This window comes from Polynucleobacter sp. AM-25C3, from assembly GCF_018882335.1.
In the GTDB taxonomy this organism is placed as follows: Bacteria; Pseudomonadota; Gammaproteobacteria; order Burkholderiales; family Burkholderiaceae; genus Polynucleobacter.
In genome coordinates, this window is sequence record NZ_JACVOS010000003.1 from 112,497 (window position 1) to 132,371 (window position 19,875).

At 46.5% G+C, this 19,875-nt stretch carries 20 protein-coding genes; all 20 read left to right on the plus strand.

The window, feature by feature from the left end; all coding sequences use genetic code 11:
* The first annotated feature begins 70 nt into the window (after positions 1-70).
* The 20 genes from rpoB to rplE all read left to right on the plus strand — a co-directional run bounded on the left by rpoB (position 71) and on the right by rplE (position 19,872).
* Positions 71-4,171: a DNA-directed RNA polymerase subunit beta gene (rpoB, locus tag ICN12_RS02790; protein ID WP_216270549.1), complete on the plus strand. Its 4,101-nt coding sequence runs from the start codon at positions 71-73 to the stop codon at positions 4,169-4,171.
* Between the two features lies 1 nt (position 4,172).
* Entirely contained in the window at positions 4,173-8,435 is a 4,263-nt protein-coding gene (rpoC, locus tag ICN12_RS02795; RefSeq protein ID WP_216270550.1) for a DNA-directed RNA polymerase subunit beta', read from the plus strand.
* A 176-nt stretch (positions 8,436-8,611) separates the two neighbouring features.
* Positions 8,612-8,992, plus strand: coding sequence for a 30S ribosomal protein S12 (rpsL, locus tag ICN12_RS02800; RefSeq protein ID WP_216270551.1), 381 nt, complete (start codon positions 8,612-8,614; stop codon positions 8,990-8,992).
* 162 nt (positions 8,993-9,154) lie between these two features.
* On the plus strand, positions 9,155-9,625 hold the full coding sequence (rpsG, locus tag ICN12_RS02805; RefSeq protein WP_015420229.1) for a 30S ribosomal protein S7: 471 nt from the start codon (positions 9,155-9,157) through the stop codon (positions 9,623-9,625).
* Between the two features lie 27 nt (positions 9,626-9,652).
* Positions 9,653-11,755 (plus strand): elongation factor G, encoded by a 2,103-nt coding sequence (fusA, locus tag ICN12_RS02810; protein WP_216270552.1) that lies wholly within the window; start codon positions 9,653-9,655, stop codon positions 11,753-11,755.
* A 50-nt stretch (positions 11,756-11,805) separates the two neighbouring features.
* Positions 11,806-12,996, plus strand: a complete 1,191-nt coding sequence (tuf, locus tag ICN12_RS02815) for an elongation factor Tu (protein WP_216270546.1) — start codon at positions 11,806-11,808, stop codon at positions 12,994-12,996.
* A gap of 126 nt (positions 12,997-13,122) precedes the next feature.
* Positions 13,123-13,434 carry a 30S ribosomal protein S10 gene (rpsJ, locus tag ICN12_RS02820; RefSeq protein WP_011901899.1) on the plus strand — a complete coding sequence of 104 codons (312 nt, stop codon included), beginning with the start codon at positions 13,123-13,125 and terminating at the stop codon, positions 13,432-13,434.
* A gap of 197 nt (positions 13,435-13,631) precedes the next feature.
* Positions 13,632-14,288, plus strand: a complete 657-nt coding sequence (gene rplC, locus ICN12_RS02825) for a 50S ribosomal protein L3 (protein ID WP_088526775.1) — start codon at positions 13,632-13,634, stop codon at positions 14,286-14,288.
* 11 nt (positions 14,289-14,299) lie between these two features.
* Entirely contained in the window at positions 14,300-14,920 is a 621-nt protein-coding gene (gene rplD, locus ICN12_RS02830; protein WP_046329377.1) for a 50S ribosomal protein L4, read from the plus strand.
* Positions 14,917-15,231: a 50S ribosomal protein L23 gene (rplW, locus tag ICN12_RS02835; RefSeq protein ID WP_076024545.1), complete on the plus strand. Its 315-nt coding sequence runs from the start codon at positions 14,917-14,919 to the stop codon at positions 15,229-15,231. The genes rplD and rplW overlap by 4 nt, the downstream gene beginning before the upstream one ends.
* A 2-nt stretch (positions 15,232-15,233) precedes the next feature.
* Positions 15,234-16,064, plus strand: a complete 831-nt coding sequence (gene rplB / locus ICN12_RS02840; protein WP_216270553.1) for a 50S ribosomal protein L2 — start codon at positions 15,234-15,236, stop codon at positions 16,062-16,064.
* 20 nt (positions 16,065-16,084) lie between these two features.
* On the plus strand, positions 16,085-16,363 hold the full coding sequence (rpsS, locus tag ICN12_RS02845; RefSeq protein WP_046329379.1) for a 30S ribosomal protein S19: 279 nt from the start codon (positions 16,085-16,087) through the stop codon (positions 16,361-16,363).
* Positions 16,364-16,370: 7 nt separating this feature from the next.
* Positions 16,371-16,703 carry a 50S ribosomal protein L22 gene (rplV, locus tag ICN12_RS02850; protein WP_205621309.1) on the plus strand — a complete coding sequence of 111 codons (333 nt, stop codon included), beginning with the start codon at positions 16,371-16,373 and terminating at the stop codon, positions 16,701-16,703.
* Between the two features lie 8 nt (positions 16,704-16,711).
* A complete protein-coding gene (gene rpsC / locus ICN12_RS02855; protein WP_216270554.1) occupies positions 16,712-17,533 on the plus strand; it encodes a 30S ribosomal protein S3 in 822 nt (273 codons plus the stop codon).
* 2 nt (positions 17,534-17,535) lie between these two features.
* Positions 17,536-17,949, plus strand: a complete 414-nt coding sequence (gene rplP, locus ICN12_RS02860; RefSeq protein WP_088526677.1) for a 50S ribosomal protein L16 — start codon at positions 17,536-17,538, stop codon at positions 17,947-17,949.
* A 14-nt stretch (positions 17,950-17,963) separates the two neighbouring features.
* The gene (gene rpmC, locus ICN12_RS02865; RefSeq protein WP_015420239.1) at positions 17,964-18,158 is read left to right on the plus strand and encodes a 50S ribosomal protein L29; all 195 of its coding nucleotides are present in this window, start codon (positions 17,964-17,966) and stop codon (positions 18,156-18,158) included.
* 12 nt (positions 18,159-18,170) lie between these two features.
* Positions 18,171-18,440, plus strand: coding sequence for a 30S ribosomal protein S17 (rpsQ, locus tag ICN12_RS02870; RefSeq protein ID WP_046329381.1), 270 nt, complete (start codon positions 18,171-18,173; stop codon positions 18,438-18,440).
* Between the two features lie 186 nt (positions 18,441-18,626).
* Positions 18,627-18,995: a 50S ribosomal protein L14 gene (gene rplN / locus ICN12_RS02875; RefSeq protein ID WP_015420241.1), complete on the plus strand. Its 369-nt coding sequence runs from the start codon at positions 18,627-18,629 to the stop codon at positions 18,993-18,995.
* A 9-nt stretch (positions 18,996-19,004) separates the two neighbouring features.
* The gene (rplX, locus tag ICN12_RS02880; protein ID WP_011901911.1) at positions 19,005-19,313 is read left to right on the plus strand and encodes a 50S ribosomal protein L24; all 309 of its coding nucleotides are present in this window, start codon (positions 19,005-19,007) and stop codon (positions 19,311-19,313) included.
* Between the two features lie 16 nt (positions 19,314-19,329).
* The gene (gene rplE, locus ICN12_RS02885; RefSeq protein ID WP_015420243.1) at positions 19,330-19,872 is read left to right on the plus strand and encodes a 50S ribosomal protein L5; all 543 of its coding nucleotides are present in this window, start codon (positions 19,330-19,332) and stop codon (positions 19,870-19,872) included.
* The last annotated feature ends 3 nt before the right edge of the window (positions 19,873-19,875 follow it).

The following is a 19,875-nucleotide window of genomic DNA, read 5'->3' on the forward strand; positions in this document are numbered from 1 at the left end:
GTGTTGTCCGCCAGTGATTGGTAGTGGCCAATCGCCAAATCTTTGTACAGTCGCTGAATTCGGAGATGAAATGAACTACAGCTTCACCGAACGCAAGCGAGTCCGTAAAAGCTTTGCTAAGCGAGTAAATAATCATCAGGTTCCATACCTGATCGCAACGCAGCTGGAATCCTACGCTAAATTTTTACAGGCTGAAAAGCCAGCAATGTCTCGCCTTACAGAGGGACTTCAAGCTGCCTTTACATCAGCATTCCCTATTGTGTCGAACAACGGCTATGCACGCATGGAATATGTGTCGTACCAGTTGTCACAACCACCGTTTGACGTAAAAGAATGTCAACAACGTGGTTACACATACCATTCAGCCTTACGCGCAAAAGTTCGCTTGATTATTTATGATCGCGAAGCGCCTACTAAGGTTAAAGAAGTAAAAGAGAGTGAAGTCTACATGGGTGAAATTCCACTCATGACAGATAACGGTTCTTTTGTTATTAACGGGACTGAGCGCGTCATCGTGTCTCAGTTACATCGTTCCCCAGGCGTGTTCTTCGAACACGATAAGGGCAAGACACATAGCTCGGGTAAGTTGCTGTTCTCAGCACGCATCATTCCTTACCGTGGTTCATGGCTCGATTTCGAGTTTGATCCAAAAGATATTCTGTATTTCCGTGTTGACCGTCGTCGCAAGATGCCTGTCACCATTTTGCTTAAAGCAATTGGTTTAAACAACGAGCAGATTCTTGCAAACTTCTTTAACTTTGATCATTTCTCATTAAGCGCAAACGGCGCATCAATGGAATTTGTCCCAGAGCGTTTGCGTGGTCAGATGGCCAACTTTGATGTGCTCGACAAGAATGGCGTAGTAGTCATTCAAAAAGACAAACGCATCAATGCAAAACATATTCGCGAGCTCGAAGCCGCTAAAACTAAGAACATCGTTGTTCCAGATGACTACTTGGTTGGCCGCGTTGTTGCTCGCAACATCATTGATCCAGACTCTGGTGAAATCTTGGCTTACGCTAATGATGAAATCACTGAAGAGTTGTTGGCTACATTGCGCGATGCAGGCATCAAGCAATTGGAAACCATTTACACCAATGATTTAGATTCTGGTGCATACATTTCTCAGACATTACGTACTGATGAAACTGCTGATCAGATGGCTGCTCGTATTGCAATCTATCGCATGATGCGTCCTGGTGAGCCTCCAACAGAAGATGCTGTCGAAGCCTTGTTCCAGCGCTTGTTCTACAACGAAGATAGCTACGATTTATCTCGCGTTGGTCGTATGAAAGTAAACAGCCGTCTCGGTCGTGCAGAGATGGAAGGCAAAATGGTTTTGTCGGATGAAGACATCCTCGACACCATTAAGTCCCTTGTTGACTTGCGTAACGGCAAAGGCGAAGTAGATGACATCGATCACTTAGGCAATCGTCGCGTACGTTGCGTTGGTGAGTTGGCGGAGAATCAATTCCGCGCTGGTTTGTCACGTGTTGAGCGTGCGGTTAAAGAACGTCTCGGCCAAGCCGAAACAGAAAACCTCATGCCGCATGACTTGATTAACAGCAAGCCAATCTCTTCTGCGATTCGTGAGTTCTTCGGTTCTTCACAGTTATCCCAGTTTATGGACCAAACAAACCCACTCTCAGAGATCACGCACAAGCGTCGTATTTCTGCATTGGGACCTGGTGGTTTGACACGCGAGCGCGCAGGCTTTGAAGTGCGCGACGTGCATCCAACCCACTACGGACGTGTTTGCCCAATTGAAACTCCAGAAGGACCAAACATTGGTCTGATCAACTCACTCGCATTGTTTGCGCGTTTGAATGAGCATGGCTTCTTGGAAACGCCATACCGTAAAGTTGCTAATAGCAAGGTAAGTGATGAAGTAATGTATCTCTCCGCTATCGAAGAGGCGAAATACATCATTGCTCAGGCTAACGCGACAATCGATAAAACTGGTAAGTTAGCCGATGAATTGGTTTCAGCGCGTCAAGCTGGTGAAACCATGATGGTTAGCCCAGAGCGCGTAGATTTCATCGACGTTGCTCCAAGCCAAATCGTTTCTGCTGCAGCTTCATTGGTTCCATTCTTGGAGCATGATGATGCGAACCGTGCGTTGATGGGTGCGAATATGCAACGTCAAGCGGTTCCTTGCTTGCGTCCAGATAAGCCATTGGTCGGTACAGGTTTAGAGCGTATTGTTGCGGTTGACTCAGGTACTGTTATCTTGGCTTCTCGTGGCGGTATCGTTGATTATGTCGATGCAAACCGTGTCGTGATTCGTGTAAACGATGATGAGACAGCGGCTGGTGAAGTGGGCGTGGATATTTATAACCTCATCAAGTACACCCGTTCAAACCAAAATACCAATATTAATCAACGTCCAATCGTTCAGGCTGGTGATCGCGTAGTCCGTGGCGACGTCGTTGCTGACGGTGCTTCTACCGATTTGGGTGAATTGGCTTTGGGTCAAAACATGACTGTGGCATTTATGCCATGGAACGGTTACAACTTCGAAGATTCAATCTTGATCTCTGAGAAAGTTGTTGCTGACGATCGTTACACCTCTATTCATATTGAAGAGTTGTCGGTTGTTGCGCGTGACACTAAGCTTGGTTCAGAAGAAATTACACGCGATATCTCCAACTTGGCTGAGTCACAACTCTCCCGTTTAGACGAGAGCGGTATTGTTTACATCGGCGCTGAAGTTGAAGCTGGCGACGTATTGGTTGGTAAGGTAACTCCAAAGGGTGAGACTACTCTCACTCCAGAAGAGAAGTTACTGCGTGCGATCTTCGGTGAAAAAGCATCTGACGTTAAAGATACTTCTTTGCGCGTTCCATCGGGGATGATTGGTACTGTTATTGATGTTCAAGTCTTCACTCGTGAAGGTATTGAGCGCGATGCCCGTGCACAAGCAATTATTCAAGAAGAATTACAACGCTATCGTTTGGACTTAAACGACCAGTTGCGTATTGTTGAGGGCGATGCCTTCATGCGTTTAGAAAAGCTGTTGATTGGCAAAGTTGCCAATGGCGGCCCTAAGAAATTAGCTAAAGGCACCAAGATCGACAAGGAATATCTTGCTGACTTAGACAAATACCATTGGTTTGATGTTCGTCCAGCGGATGATGAAGTTGCCTCACAAGTTGAAGCAATCAAATCTTCTATCGAGGCGAAGCGTAAGCAGTTTGATGAGGCCTTCGAAGAGAAGCGCACTAAGCTTACCCAGGGTGATGATTTACAGCCTGGCGTCACGAAGATGGTTAAGGTGTACTTGGCCGTTAAGCGTCGCTTACAGCCTGGTGACAAGATGGCCGGTCGTCACGGTAACAAAGGTGTGGTTTCTAAAATCGCCCCTGCGGAAGATATGCCATTTATGGCTGACGGACGCCCTGTTGACATCGTCTTGAACCCATTGGGTGTTCCTTCCCGTATGAACGTAGGTCAGATCTTGGAAACCCACTTAGGTTGGGCGGCTCAAGGTATTGGTAAGCGTATTGATGAGATGGTTCGCCAACAGGCTAAACAAGCTGAACTCCGTAAGTTTATGAAGCAGCTTTACAACGAAACCGGCCGCATCGAAGATATCGATAACTTCACTGATGAGCAGATCACAGTATTGGCTGAGAATTTACGCCAAGGCTTGCCATTTGCTACGCCAGTGTTTGACGGTGCTACTGAAGCAGAAATCGGTCGCATGCTCGAGTTGGCATATCCAGAAGAAGTAGCTACTTCTTTGAAGATGACGCCTTCACGTCAGCAAATGATTTTGTGCGACGGCCGTACTGGCGATCAGTTTGAGCGTCCAGTAACCGTTGGCGTCATGCACGTCTTGAAACTCCACCACTTGGTCGACGACAAGATGCACGCACGTTCAACCGGACCTTACTCGTTAGTAACGCAACAGCCACTGGGCGGTAAAGCTCAGTTTGGTGGTCAGCGCTTTGGTGAGATGGAAGTTTGGGCCCTCGAAGCATACGGTGCTTCATATGTCTTGCAGGAAATGCTGACAGTGAAGTCCGATGACGTCGCAGGCCGTACCAAGGTTTACGAAAACATCGTCAAGGGCGAGCACACGATTGATGCTGGCATGCCCGAATCCTTCAACGTACTGGTAAAAGAAATCCGTTCGTTGGGTATTGACATTGACATGGAGCGCAACTGATATGAAAGCATTGCTCGATTTATTTAAGCAAACGCAGGGCGAAGAACAGTTTGATGTCATCAAAATTGGTCTTGCATCCCCTGAGAAAATTCGCTCATGGTCTTTTGGTGAAGTACGCAAACCAGAAACTATCAACTACCGGACTTTTAAGCCCGAGCGTGATGGTTTGTTCTGCGCCAAGATTTTTGGACCAACTAAAGACTACGAGTGCTTATGCGGTAAGTACAAGCGCTTAAAGTTCCGTGGCGTTATCTGTGAGAAGTGCGGCGTTGAAGTTACGCTCGCTAAAGTACGTCGTGAGCGCATGGGTCACATTGAGTTGGCGGCCCCTGTAGCGCACATCTGGTTCTTGAAGTCATTACCATCCCGTTTGGGTATGGTTCTTGATATGACCTTGCGGGATATTGAGCGCGTTCTTTATTTTGAAGCATATGTAGTGGTTGATGCAGGCATGACACCTGAAGGCGCGATGAAGCGTGGTCAGATCATGTCTGAGGACGAGTACATTGCCAAGACTGAAGAGTATGGTGACGGTGCATTTACTGCCATCATGGGCGCTGAAGGTATTCGTGATCTCTTGCGTTCGATTGATATCGATCGTGAAGTCGAGACGATTCGTGCTGATTTAAAAGCTACTGGTAGCGATGCCAAGATCAAGAAATACGCTAAGCGCTTAAAAGTGCTTGAGGCGTTCCAGACTTCAGGCATCAAGCCTGACTGGATGATCATGGAAGTATTGCCAGTATTGCCACCAGAATTGCGCCCACTGGTGCCATTGGATGGCGGTCGCTTTGCTACCTCCGATTTGAACGATCTCTATCGTCGCGTGATTAACCGTAACAACCGTCTCAAGCGTTTGTTAGAGTTGCGCGCTCCAGAGATCATCGTTCGTAACGAAAAACGCATGTTGCAAGAAGCGGTTGACTCATTGCTCGATAACGGTCGTCGTGGTAAGGCTATGACTGGCGCTAATAAGCGTCCGTTGAAGTCCTTGGCTGAGATGATTAAAGGTAAGAGCGGTCGTTTCCGTCAAAACTTGTTGGGTAAACGTGTTGACTACTCTGGTCGTTCAGTCATCGTGGTTGGCCCTACTTTGAAATTGCACCAGTGCGGCTTGCCAAAATTGATGGCCTTGGAATTGTTCAGGCCATTCATTTTTAACAAGCTCGAAACTTTGGGGATCGCAACTACTATTAAGGCTGCGAAGAAAGAAGTTGAAAGTCAGACTCCAATCGTTTGGGACATTCTCGAAGAAGTGATTCGTGAACATCCAATCATGTTGAACCGTGCGCCTACATTGCATCGTCTTGGTATTCAGGCTTTCGAGCCAATGCTGATTGAAGGTAAGGCGATCCAATTGCACCCATTAGTCTGCGCGGCATTTAACGCCGACTTTGACGGTGACCAAATGGCGGTTCACGTTCCTTTGTCGCTCGAAGCGCAAATGGAAGCACGTACATTGATGTTGGCTTCGAACAACGTATTGTTCCCAGCTAACGGCGAGCCATCGATCGTTCCTTCACAGGACGTGGTGTTGGGTCTGTACTACGCTACTCGTGACAAGATCAACGGTAAAGGCGAAGGCATGGTCTTCGCTAATATCACTGAAGTAATTCGTGCATACGAGGCTGGTCAAGTTGAATTGGCTTCCCGCGTGGCTGTACGTATTACTGAGTTTGAGATTGTGGATAAGAAGGCAGAGGGCGATGCCCGTTTTGCTGAAAAGACCAAGATCTATCAAACTTCAGTTGGCCGCGCAATCTTGTCGGAAATCTTGCCTAAGGGCATGACTTTTGAGGAAATCAATAAGCCTCTGAAGAAAAAAGAAATCTCACGTTTGATCAACACTTCATTCCGTAAGTGTGGTCTTCGTGAAACAGTGATTTTTGCTGACCGCCTCTTGCAGTCCGGTTTCCGCTTGGCGACTAATGCCGGTATCTCGGTTGCGATCGACGATATGCTGATTCCTACCTCTAAAGAGCGCATCATCACTGAAGCAACCAACAAGGTTAAAGAGTATGACAAGCAGTTCATGTCAGGCCTCGTAACCAATCAAGAGCGTTACAACAACGTGGTTGATATTTGGGGTGCTGCTGGTGACCAGGTTGGTAAAGCAATGATGGATGAGTTGTCACACGTTGACGTACTCGACCGTAACGGTAAAACTGTTCGCCAAGAATCCTTCAACTCCATTTACATGATGGCCGATTCTGGTGCGCGTGGATCTGCAGCGCAGATTCGTCAGTTGGCTGGTATGCGTGGTTTGATGGCTAAGCCTGATGGCTCCATTATTGAAACCCCAATTACTGCGAACTTCCGTGAAGGCTTGAACGTGTTGCAGTACTTCATCTCAACTCACGGTGCTCGTAAAGGTTTGGCTGATACGGCCTTGAAGACAGCAAACTCGGGTTACTTGACACGTCGTTTGTGCGACGTAACGCAAGATCTCGTTGTGATCGAAGATGATTGCGGTGCAACTTCTGGCGTAACCATGAAGGCACTTGTTGAGGGCGGCGAAATTATCGAAGCATTGCGCGATCGTATTTTGGGTCGTGTATGTATTGGTGATGTTGTTCACCCAGATACACAAGAAGTGATCGTTCCTAATGACACATTGCTTGACGAAGATCATGTAGATCAAATCGTTGCCTTGGGCATTGATGAAGTTAAAGTTCGCACAGTGCTTTCTTGCTTAACTCGCTTTGGTTTGTGCGCGAAGTGCTATGGACGTGATTTAGGTCGCGGTGGTTTGGTTAACGTTGGTGAGGCAGTTGGTGTGATCGCTGCTCAGTCCATCGGTGAGCCAGGCACCCAGTTGACTATGCGTACCTTCCACATCGGCGGTGCAGCGTCACGCGCATTGGTAGCAAGCAATATTGAAGCTAAGTCGAATGGTGCTTTGAAGTTCTCTGCCACGATGCGTATTGTCAAGAATGCCAAGGGCGAGCAGATCGTGATTTCACGTTCAGGCGAAGCTTTGATCGTTGATGACAATGGTCGTGAACGTGAGCGTCATAAAGTGCCTTATGGTGCAACTCTCTTGTTAAAAGAAGGTGCAGCAGTGAAGGCCGGTGCAAGCTTGGCAACATGGGATCCATTAACACGTCCTATTATTTCTGAGTACGCTGGTATTGCTCGCTTCGACAACGTTGAAGAAGGCGTTACTGTAGCTAAGCAGGTAGACGAGGTAACCGGCCTCTCCACTTTGGTGGTGATTGACGGTAAGCGTCGTAGTGCTGCTAGCAAAGGCGTTCGTCCAATGATCAACTTAGTTGATGACAAGGGCGGCGAAGTGATGATTGCGGGTACAGATCATCCAGTAAACATCGGCTTGCAAGTTGGCGCTTTGATCACTGTTAAAGACGGTCAAAAAGTTGAAGTTGGTGAAGTATTGGCGCGTATTCCAATCGAATCACAGAAGACTCGCGATATTACCGGTGGTTTGCCACGCGTTGCTGAATTGTTTGAAGCGCGCTCACCAAAAGATGCTGCTGTATTGGCTAAGGTCACTGGAACTGTTTCCTTCGGTAAAGAAACCAAAGGTAAGCAACGTTTAGTGATTACCGATATGGACGGTGAAGCCAATGAATTCTTGATTCCTAAAGAGAAGCAAGTTCTCGTTCATGACGGCCAAGTCGTGAACAAGGGCGAGATGATTGTGGAAGGCCCAGCCGATCCGCATGATATCTTGACACTCAGAGGTATTGAAGAGTTAGCGATCTACATCGTTGATGAAGTTCAAGACGTTTACCGTTTGCAAGGCGTAAAGATTAATGACAAGCACATTGAAGTGATCGTGCGTCAAATGTTGCGTCGCGTGCAAATTACTGATGGTGGCGATACTGCCTACATCACTGGTGAGCAAGTTGAGCGCTCTAAGTTGTATGACGCAAACGATGCTGTGATTGCTCAAGGTAAGCGCCCAGCTCAGTTCGAGAATGTGTTGCTAGGTATTACTAAGGCATCCTTGTCGACTGACAGCTTCATTTCAGCGGCTTCTTTCCAAGAAACCACCCGTGTATTGACCGAAGCCGCGATTATGGGCAAGACCGATACACTCCGTGGCCTCAAGGAAAACGTCATTATTGGTCGTCTGATCCCTGCTGGTACTGGCTTGGCTTACCGCCGTGCACGCAAGGTCAGAGAGCAATTCGAGCGTGACCGCGCTCAAATGATTGCCGCCGAAGAGGAGGCAATGGCTGATATGCCTATAGAAATAGAGGCTGAAGTGATTGCTCCTACTGCGGAGGCTGATCCAAGCTAATTTGGTATTTCTGGCCAGAAATGGCCAGTTTTTTCCTTCGAGGTTGACGGAAAAGGCTGGTCAGGCTAGAATGCTGAGTTCTACTGATTCAGAAGAGGGTCGTTTTGACCTAGAAATTATCTAAGTCATTGATTTTCTTGAAGAAAGCAACAAAGAAGTACTAACCGAGCTATTTTATGCCAACAATTAATCAATTATTACGTAAGCCAAGAACACGGCTGATCGTTAAAAGCAAGAGCCCTGCGCTGCAAAACAGCCCGCAGCGCCGTGGTGTATGTACACGTGTGTACACAACCACTCCTAAAAAGCCTAACTCTGCGCTACGTAAAGTAGCTAAGGTTCGCTTAACCAATGGTTTTGAAGTGATTTCATACATTGGTGGTGAAGGCCATAACCTCCAGGAGCACTCAGTAGTGTTGATCCGTGGCGGTCGTGTAAAGGATTTGCCAGGCGTTCGTTACCACATCGTTCGTGGCTCACTTGACTTGCAGGGTGTTAAAGACCGTAAGCAATCACGTTCCAAGTATGGTGCTAAGCGCGCTAAGAAAGCTGCTTAATAGCAACTTAAAGTATTTGCAGTAAGTCTTCGTTTGTCAGACTTAAAAGACAAGTAAGTGGCCGTTCCGTCTAGAAATTGATGTAATTCAATCGCTAGATAGTAGGACGGCCGGAGCGGGTGATCCATGTGGGCCACCCCTAACTGAACTGAAGGAGTAGTTATGCCACGTCGTCGTGAAGTTCCCAAACGGGAAATCTTGCCTGATCCAAAATTCGGCAATGTAGAAGTAGCAAAATTCATGAACGTCCTCATGTTGGATGGCAAGAAATCGGTTGCAGAGCGTATCGTTTACGGTGCCTTTGATCACATCGAGAAAAAAGCAAACAAAGAACCACTCGAAGTTTTCTCAACAGCTATGGGCAACGTTAAGCCAATGGTTGAGGTGAAGAGCCGTCGTGTTGGTGGCGCTAACTACCAGGTTCCTGTTGAAGTTCGCCCATCACGCCGTTCTGCTTTGGCAATGCGCTGGGTGCGCGAAGCCGCTAAAAAGCGCGGTGAAAAATCCATGGCTCAACGTTTGGCCAACGAATTATTGGAAGCTGCAGAAGGTCGCGGCGGAGCAATGAAGAAGCGTGAAGAAGTTCACCGTATGGCAGAAGCCAACAAAGCTTTCTCACATTTCCGCTTCTAATCGCATAGCAAATAAAAGGTACCAACAGTGGCACGTAAAACCCCTATCGACAAATACCGCAATATTGGTATTTCTGCGCACATTGACGCAGGTAAGACAACAACAACAGAACGCGTTTTGTTCTACACCGGTGTTAATCACAAAATCGGTGAAGTACATGATGGCGCTGCAACCATGGACTGGATGGAGCAAGAGCAAGAGCGTGGTATCACGATTACTTCTGCTGCTACTACAACGTTCTGGAAGGGCATGGCTGGTAATTTTCCAGAGCACCGCATCAACATCATTGATACCCCAGGACACGTAGACTTCACTATTGAAGTTGAGCGCTCAATGCGCGTTTTGGATGGCGCTTGCATGGTTTACTGTGCAGTAGGTGGTGTACAGCCACAGTCTGAAACTGTTTGGCGTCAAGCTAACAAGTATAAAGTTCCACGTTTAGCATTCGTAAACAAGATGGACCGTACTGGTGCGAATTTCTTCAAGGTCTACGACCAGATGAAATTGCGTCTTAAAGCAAATCCTATTTTGATCCAAATTCCAATTGGCGCTGAAGAAAACTTCAAAGGCGTTGTGGATTTGGTAAAGATGAAAGCCATCTATTGGGATGAGGCTTCACAAGGTACTAAATTTAGCTACGAAGAGATTCCTGCTGAATTACAGGCATCTGCTGATGAGTGGCGCGAGAAGATGGTTGAAGCTGCTGCTGAAAGTTCAGAAGAGTTGATGGAAAAGTATCTCGGTGGCGAAGCGCTAACCGAAGAAGAAATCAAAGCAGCATTGCGTCAACGTACGATTGCTAATGAAATCATTCCAATGATGTGCGGAACTGCTTTCAAAAACAAGGGCGTTCAGGCAATGTTGGACGCTGTAGTTGAGTTGCTGCCATCTCCATTGGATGTTCCACCAGTTCCTTGTGAGCTGGAAGACGGCACACCGACAACACGTAAAGCCGATGATGCTGAGAAATTCTCTGCATTGGCATTTAAGATCATGACTGACCCATTCGTTGGCCAGCTTATTTTCTTCCGTGTTTACTCTGGCGTGATGAAATCAGGCGACACAATCTACAACCCAATCAAGGGTAAGAAAGAACGTGTTGGACGTTTATTGCAGATGCATGCAAACCAACGTGAAGAAATTAAAGAAGTTTTTGCAGGCGATATCGCTGCTGCGGTTGGGCTAAAAGACGCAACTACTGGCGAAACATTGTGTGATCCAGATAGCATTGTTATCTTAGAGCGCATGGTATTCCCGGAGCCAGTGATTTCACAGGCTGTTGAGCCAAAGACAAAACCAGACCAAGAGAAAATGGGTCTTGCTTTGAACCGCTTGGCACAAGAAGATCCATCATTCCGCGTTAAAACGGATGAAGAGTCAGGCCAAACAATTATTTCTGGAATGGGCGAGCTCCACTTGGAAATTTTGGTTGACCGTATGCGTCGTGAGTTTGGCGTTGAAGCAACTGTTGGTAAGCCACAAGTTGCCTATCGCGAAACGATTCGTAAAGTTTGCGAAGAAATTGAAGGCAAGTTTGTTAAGCAGTCTGGTGGTCGCGGTCAGTATGGCCACGTAGTATTGAAATTAGAGCCACAAGCCCCAGGTAAAGGTTTTGAATTCGTTGACGCTATTAAGGGCGGTGTAGTTCCACGTGAATATATCCCTGCAGTAGAAAAAGGAATTCGCGAGACATTGAACTCCGGTATTTTGGCTGGCTATCCAGTGGTAGATATCAAGGCAACATTGTTCTTCGGTTCATACCATGACGTTGACTCCAACGAAAACGCATTTAAGATGGCGGGCTCGATGGCATTCAAGGACGGTATGCGTAAAGCATCCCCGGTGTTGCTAGAACCAATGATGGCTGTTGAAGTTGAAACACCAGAAGATTTCATGGGTAACGTAATGGGTGACCTTTCATCCCGTCGCGGTATTTTGCAAGGTATGGATGACATTCCAGGGGGCGGCAAGATCGTTCGCGCGGAAGTGCCATTGGCAGAGATGTTTGGTTACTCAACTGGCTTGCGCTCGTTGACCCAAGGTCGCGCTACCTACACCATGGAATTTAAGCATTATTCCGAAGCACCTAAGAACGTTGCTGAAGCAGTTATGGCTGCTAAAGCGAAGTAATTTATCCACATTATTTTGAATATTGACTAGCTAAAAAGGCAGACAAAAAAATGGCAAAAGAAAAGTTTGAGCGGACAAAACCGCACGTAAACGTTGGCACCATTGGTCACGTTGACCACGGTAAAACCACATTGACAGCAGCTATTGCTACTGTGCTCTCTAAGCAATTTGGCGGCGAAGCTAAAGCATACGATCAGATCGATGCTGCTCCAGAAGAAAAAGCACGCGGTATTACGATTAATACAGCACACGTTGAGTATGAGACAGCAAATCGTCACTACGCACACGTGGATTGCCCAGGACATGCTGACTACGTCAAGAACATGATTACTGGTGCTGCCCAAATGGACGGCGCTATTTTGGTTTGCTCTGCAGCTGACGGCCCAATGCCACAAACTCGTGAGCACATCCTCTTGGCACGCCAAGTAGGTGTTCCATACATCATCGTATTTTTGAACAAATGCGACATGGTTGACGATGCTGAGTTGTTAGAACTCGTAGAAATGGAAGTTCGTGAGCTTTTATCGAAGTACGACTTCCCAGGCGATGACACTCCAATCATTCATGGTTCTGCTAAGTTAGCCCTTGAAGGCGACGAAGGCCCATTGGGTAAAGAAGCCATCATGAAATTGGCTGATGCCTTAGATACTTATATCCCAACTCCAGAGCGTGCTATTGATGGTGCGTTCTTGATGCCAGTAGAAGATGTGTTCTCAATCTCTGGTCGCGGTACTGTTGTTACAGGCCGTATCGAGCGCGGTATTGTTAAAGTAGGTGAAGAGATCGAAGTAATCGGTATCAAGCCAACCATCAAGACTACTTGTACTGGTGTTGAAATGTTCCGCAAATTGCTCGACCAAGGTCAAGCAGGCGATAACGTGGGTATCTTGTTACGCGGCACAAAACGTGAAGAAGTTGAGCGCGGCCAAGTATTGGCTAAGCCAGGTTCAATCACCCCACATACTCACTTTACAGCCGAGGTTTATATCTTGGGTAAAGACGAAGGTGGTCGTCATACACCATTCTTTAACAACTATCGTCCACAGTTTTACTTCCGTACTACGGACGTAACTGGTTCAATCGAGTTGCCAAAAGACAAAGAAATGGTTATGCCTGGTGATAACGTCACAATTACCGTCAAACTCATCGCTCCAATCGCGATGGAAGAAGGTTTACGTTTTGCGATCCGTGAAGGTGGCCGTACTGTTGGCGCCGGCGTGGTTGCAAAGATTTTGGCTTAATAGTTTTAGGTATTAATTAGTAATCAATATTTAGCGGTTTGCTAACCGGTGACGTCTGTGCTGCAGATGTCACCGTGCTCTTTAGATTTATAACGTGGCAGCACCACAACGCTCTTTGGAATTAATATGCAAAACCAAAAAATTCGTATTCGTCTTAAAGCATTTGATTACCGTTTGATCGACCAGTCTGCAGCTGAAATCGTTGATACAGCTAAGCGCACTGGTGCTGTTGTTAAGGGTCCAGTACCTTTGCCAACCCGTATCGAGCGTTTTGATATCTTGCGTTCACCACACGTAAACAAGACTTCACGTGACCAGTTAGAGATTCGTACCCACCTCCGTTTGATGGATATCGTTGATCCTACAGAGAAAACAGTGGATGCCTTAATGAAATTAGATCTTCCAGCAGGTGTGGACGTCGAAATTAAGTTGCAGTAATTTGGTATTTCCAGTCTTAGCGCTTGCCAAGACTGGCCTTTCGGGATAGAATCTAAAGCTTCGCTCAATTATTTGGGCGAATAATCAGGTGTTATCAGCATTAAAAACGTCGTAACTTATTGATTTAGAAGTACTTTTACTTGTAAATCACTTAAATTAATTTTGCCGACCAATCGAAGTCGGCGTGGAGCATGAATATGAGCTTAGGCTTAATCGGTCGCAAGATCGGCATGACCCGTCTATTTACGGACGAAGGGGAAGCAATTCCTGTCACCGTAATTGACGTGAGCGACAACAGAATCGCTCAAATCAAGACCCAGGCAACTGATGGCTATGATGCTATCCAGTTAGCACATGGCACACGTAGAGCAACTCGCGTTACCAAAGCAATGGCTGGTCACTTCGCCAAAGCGGGTGTGATGGCTGGTAATGGTCTCAACGAATTCCAATTAGATGCTGCAAAAATCGCAGAAATGACAACAGGCCAAGTAATTCCTGCTGACACTGCATTTGCTGCTGGCCAAAAAGTTGATGTGCAAGGCGTAACGATTGGTAAAGGCTATGCCGGTACCATTAAACGTCACCACTTTAAATCTGGTCGTGCATCACACGGTAACTCACGTTCACATAACGTGCCAGGTTCTATCGGTATGGCGCAAGATCCAGGTCGTGTTTTCCCAGGTAAGCGCATGACAGGCCACCTTGGTGATGAAACGCGTACTGTACAAAATTTAGTCATCGCACGCATTGATGCAGAACGCAATCTCATCATGGTTAAAGGCGCTATTCCAGGTGCCCCAGGCGGTAAAGTTATTGTTACTCCAGCGGTGAAGACACCGTTGAAGAAGAAATAAGGAGAGCGAATATGGAACTTAAGCTTCTCCAAGATAACGGAACTTTGGGCGCAGGCATTCAAGCCTCACCAGAAGTATTCGAACGTGAATATAACGAAGCATTGGTGCACCAAGTAGTTGTGGCTTACCAAGCAAATGCACGTAGCGGTAACCGTGCACAAAAAGACCGTGAGCAAGTTAAGCACACAACTAAGAAGCCTTGGCGTCAAAAAGGTACTGGTCGTGCACGTGCTGGTATGAGCTCTTCTCCGCTGTGGCGCGGAGGTGGTCGTATATTCCCGAATTCACCTGAAGAAAATTTCAGCCAAAAAGTAAACAAGAAAATGTACCGCGCTGGAATGAGATCTATTCTGTCTCAGTTAGCTCGTGAAGGTCGCTTGAATGTTGTTGACCAATTTACTCTTGATGCTCCAAAGACTAAAGTTTTAGCTGACAAAGTTAAAGCAATGGGATTGGATTCAGTCTTGATCATCGTTGATCAGGTTAGCGAGAATTTGTACTTGGCATCACGCAACTTGCATAAGGTTGCTGTATGTGAGCCACAGCACGCTGATCCATTAGCTTTAGTTCAATACAAAAAAGTATTGGTAAGCAAAGCAGCGATCGCAAAAATTGAGGAGTTGCTGAAATGAGCCAAGTCCGTAAAAACGATCACAGCTTGATGAAGGTTCTGCTTGGACCGGTTATCTCTGAAAAAGCCACTATGGTTGCAGAGAAAAACGAACAAGTGGTATTCCAAGTTACACGCGACGCTAATAAGAGCGATGTGAAACAGGCAGTTGAATTGCTCTTCAAAGTGCAAGTTGACTCTGTTCAAATCGTAAATCAAAAGGGTAAGCCAAAGCGCTATGGCCGTTTTGAAGGTCGTCGTGACCACACTAAGAAGGCCTACGTTAGCTTGAAACCAGGTCAAGAAATTAACTTTGAAGCGGAGGCGAATTAATCATGCCTTTGATGAAGACAAAACCGACCTCACCAGGTCGTCGCTCAATGGTCAAGGTGGTAAATCCTGACCTGCATAAAGGTAAACCTTTTGCAGCGTTGGTAGAGCCACAGTTCCAAAAAGCAGGTCGTAACAATAATGGTCACATCACTACCCGTCATAAAGGTGGTGGTCATAAGCATCACTATCGTGTTGTTGATTTCAAACGCAACGACAAAGATGGCATTCCAGCAAAAGTAGAGCGCTTGGAATACGATCCAAACCGCAGTGCAAATATTGCATTGATCGTGTTTGCTGATGGTGAGCGTCGATACATTCTTGCTGCAAAAGGCATGACTGTTGGTCAGGCATTGATGAGTGGCTCAGAAGCCCCAATCAAGTCTGGTAACAACTTGCCAATTCGCAACATTCCAGTTGGTAGCACAATTCACTGCGTAGAAATGTTGCCAGGTAAAGGTGCTCAAATCGCACGTTCCGCTGGTGGCTCTGCAGTGTTATTGGCTCGTGAAGGTGTATACGCTCAGGTGCGCTTGCGCTCTGGTGAAGTACGTCGCATTTTGATCGAATGCCGTGCCACTATCGGTGAAGTCGGTAATGAAGAGCATAGCTTGCGCGTTATTGGTAAAGCTGGCGCAAATCGCTGGCGTGGTATTCGCCCAACCGTTCGCGGTGTGGCAATGAACCCAGTAGATCACCCGCACGGTGGTGGTGAAGGTAAGACTGGCGAAGGCCGTGTACCTGTATCCCCATGGGGCACACCAACTAAAGGTTATCGTACACGTCGTAACAAGCGTACAACATCGATGATCGTTCAACGCCGTCAGAAGCGCTAAGCGATTAAGGAAAAATAGATATGACACGTTCAGCTAAAAAAGGCCCATTTTGCGAAGCCAGCTTAGTAAATAAAGTTGAAGTCGCACAAGCCAACAAAGACAAAAAGCCGATTAAAACTTGGTCACGCCGTTCAACAATCCTCCCAGACTTTATTGGTCTGACGATTGCTGTACATAACGGTCGTCAACACGTTCCGGTATATGTATCAGAAAACATGGTGGGTCATAAGTTAGGCGAATTTGCCTTGACCCGTACTTTCAAAGGTCACGCTGCTGACAAGAAAGTAACGAAGAAGTAAGGGGATGATGATGGAAGTTAAAGCTATTCACAAAGGCGCCCGCATTTCTGCGCAAAAGACACGTTTGGTCGCTGACCAGATTCGTGGTTTGCCAATTGCACGCGCATTGAACATTTTGAATTTCAGCCCCAAGAAAGCTGCCTTCATTGTGAAAAAAGTTGTTGAGTCCGCAATGGCCAATGCTGAACACAATAAGGGTGCTGATATTGATGAGCTCAAGGTTTCAACAATTATTGTTGATAAAGGTACTTCCTTGAAGCGCTTCACAGCACGTGCTAAGGGTCGTGGCAATCAAATCGAAAAACAAACATGTCACATTACCGTGACCTTGAGTAACTAAGGAAAGATATGGGACAAAAGATAAACCCAACCGGATTCCGACTCTCGGTAACGAAGAACTGGACATCAAAGTGGTATGCAAACAATACTGATTTTGCAAAGATGCTCAAAGAGGACGTAGATGTCCGCATCTATCTCAAGAAGAAGTTGAAAAATGCATCCGTAAGTAAAGTGATTATTGAGCGTCCTGCAAAGAATGCACGGATCACTATTTATAGCTCACGCCCTGGTGTTGTGATCGGTAAAAAAGGTGAAGATATTGAAGTGCTCCGTCGTGAGCTCCAGAAGCGTATGGGCGTTCCAGTCCATGTGAACATCGAAGAAATTCGTAAGCCTGAAGTTGATGCTCAATTGATCGCTGACTCTATTACTCAACAGCTCGAGAAGCGAATCATGTTCCGTCGTGCAATGAAGCGTGCAATGCAAAATGCAATGCGCCTTGGTGCACAAGGAATCAAGATCATGTCTTCTGGTCGTTTGAACGGTGCTGAAATTGCACGTCGCGAATGGTACCGTGAAGGTCGTGTTCCACTTCATACATTGAAGGCTGATATTGATTACGCAACTTCAGAAGCGGAAACAACATACGGCATCATCGGTGTAAAAGTTTGGGTATACAAAGGCGATACATTAGGTCGTGGTGCTGATGCTCCAGCAGTAACAGCAGAACCAGCGGCTGATGAGAAGAAGCCACGTCGCGCACCCGCTAAAACAACCGCACGTAAACCAGCGGCTGACAGCAAGCCATTAGTTGCTTCTAAGCCAGCAGTGAAGCGTGCACCGAAAGCCGTAGAAGCCGTAAGTGCTGAAGCGCAGAAGTCAGGAGAGTAAGCATGCTACAACCAAAGCGTCGTAAGTATCGCAAGGAACAAAAGGGACGTAACACTGGCGTGGCAACACGCGGTAGTTCAGTAGCCTTTGGTGACTTTGGATTGAAGGCTATTGGCCGCGGTCGTTTGACTGCACGTCAGATTGAATCTGCACGTCGCGCAATGACCCGTCACATTAAGCGTGGTGGTCGTATCTGGATTCGTATTTTCCCAGACAAGCCAATTTCACAAAAGCCAGCTGAAGTACGTATGGGTAACGGTAAAGGTAATCCAGAGTACTACGTAGCAGAAATTCAACCAGGCAAGATTTTGTACGAGATGGATGGCGTGGATGAAACTTTGGCGCGCGAAGCTTTCAAGCTTGCTGCAGCTAAGTTGCCATTGCAAACCACTTTCGTGATTCGCCACTTAGGTTGATCGGGATAGAGATTATGAAAAAGACAGAATTAGCATCCAAAGATCTGGTTGCCTTAAATGCAGAATTAACAGAGCTCTTGAAGACTAGCTTCAAGCTCCGTATGCAAAAAGGCACTCAGCAACTCACCAATACCAGCCAATTGGGTAAGACTAAGCGTGAAATTGCTCGCGTAAAGACTTTTATCACCCAAAAAACTGCACAGAAATAAGGAAAAAGGGATATGACAGAATTATCTAAACCCTTGCGCCGCACCCTTGTGGGTCGTGTCGTTAGCGACAAAATGCAAAAAACTGTGACTGTGCTAGTTGAGCGCCAAGTAAAACATGCGCTTTATGGCAAATATGTTGGACAGTCCAAAAAATACCACGCTCATGACGAGGCTGGCCAATACAAGATGGGTGACACCGTTGAAATTGCTGAATCTAGGCCAATTTCACGCACTAAATCTTGGGTTGTAACCCGTTTAGTTCAAGAATCAAAGGGTATTTAAAGAAATACTAGGGATTTTGGCAAAAATACTTGCCAGATCCCTGTTTTTCGTAGTAAGATAGAAGGCTTCTCTGGTTTTATTGGGAGAAGCAGTGTTTTTTCATTAATTCCGGGTTTTAGCTTTCGTTAAAACCCCTAGACGGAACCAAGACTGTTTGCCTTTGGCTAACAAGTTGGGGATTAGAAAATGATTCAGACCGAAAGTAGATTGCAGGTCGCCGATAACACAGGCGCCAGTGAAGTTTTGTGCATCAAGGTATTGGGCGGCTCTAAGCGTCGTTACGCCAGTATCGGTGATGTCATTAAAGTGACTGTAAAGTCTGCTGCTCCACGTGGCCGTGTAAAAAAAGGTGACATTTATAACGCCGTAGTAGTGAGAACTGCTAAGGGTGTTCGCCGTCCAGATGGTTCATTGATTAAGTTCGATGGCAACGCTGCGGTATTGCTCAACGCTAAGTTAGAGCCAATTGGCACACGTATCTTTGGACCAGTCACACGCGAATTGCGTACTGAAAAGTTCATGAAGATCGTTTCTCTCGCCCCCGAAGTTATTTAAGAGGCTGATATGAAAAAGATTCGTAAAGGTGATTCCGTAGTTCTGTTGACTGGCCGCGATAAGGGCAAGCAAGGAACTGTTACAGCTGTCCTCGAGAACAAATTAGTGATCGAAGGCGTAAATATTTATAAAAAGAGCGTTAAGCCAAATCCAGCAGCCGGTGTTACTGGCGGCATGATTGACAAGACGATGCCTGTTCACATTTCTAATGTGGCTGTGGTTGACGGTAACGGCAAACCATCACGTGTTGGTATCAAACTCGTTGACGGTAAAAAGCAGCGTTTCCTCAAAACCACTGGCGCAACTTTAAGCGCATAAGGGTCACGGAGAAATTATGAGCACACGTTTTCAAGAACACTACCAAGCTAAAGTTGTTGCTGATTTGATCGCCAAATTTGGCTACAAGTCAGTAATGGAAGTTCCACGTATCACTAAGGTTACCCTGAACATGGGCTTGGGCGATGCAGTGAACGACAAGAAAATTATCGAAAATGCAGTTGGTGATTTGACTAAAGTAGCAGGTCAAAAACCAGTTGTAACCAAAGCGAAAAAAGCGATTGCTGGTTTCAAAATTCGCCAAGGCTACCCAATCGGTGCCATGGTGACATTGCGCGGACAGCGCATGTACGAATTTTTAGATCGTTTCGTTACTGTTGCTTTGCCACGCGTACGTGACTTCCGCGGAATTTCCGGTAAGGCATTTGACGGCCGTGGTAACTACAACATCGGCGTTAAAGAGCAAATCATTTTCCCTGAAATCGAATACGACAAGATTGATGCCCTCCGTGGTCTCAATATCAGTATTACGACGACCGCTAAGACTGACGAAGAAGCAAAAGCTTTGTTGGCAGCGTTCAAATTCCCTTTCCGCAATTAAGAG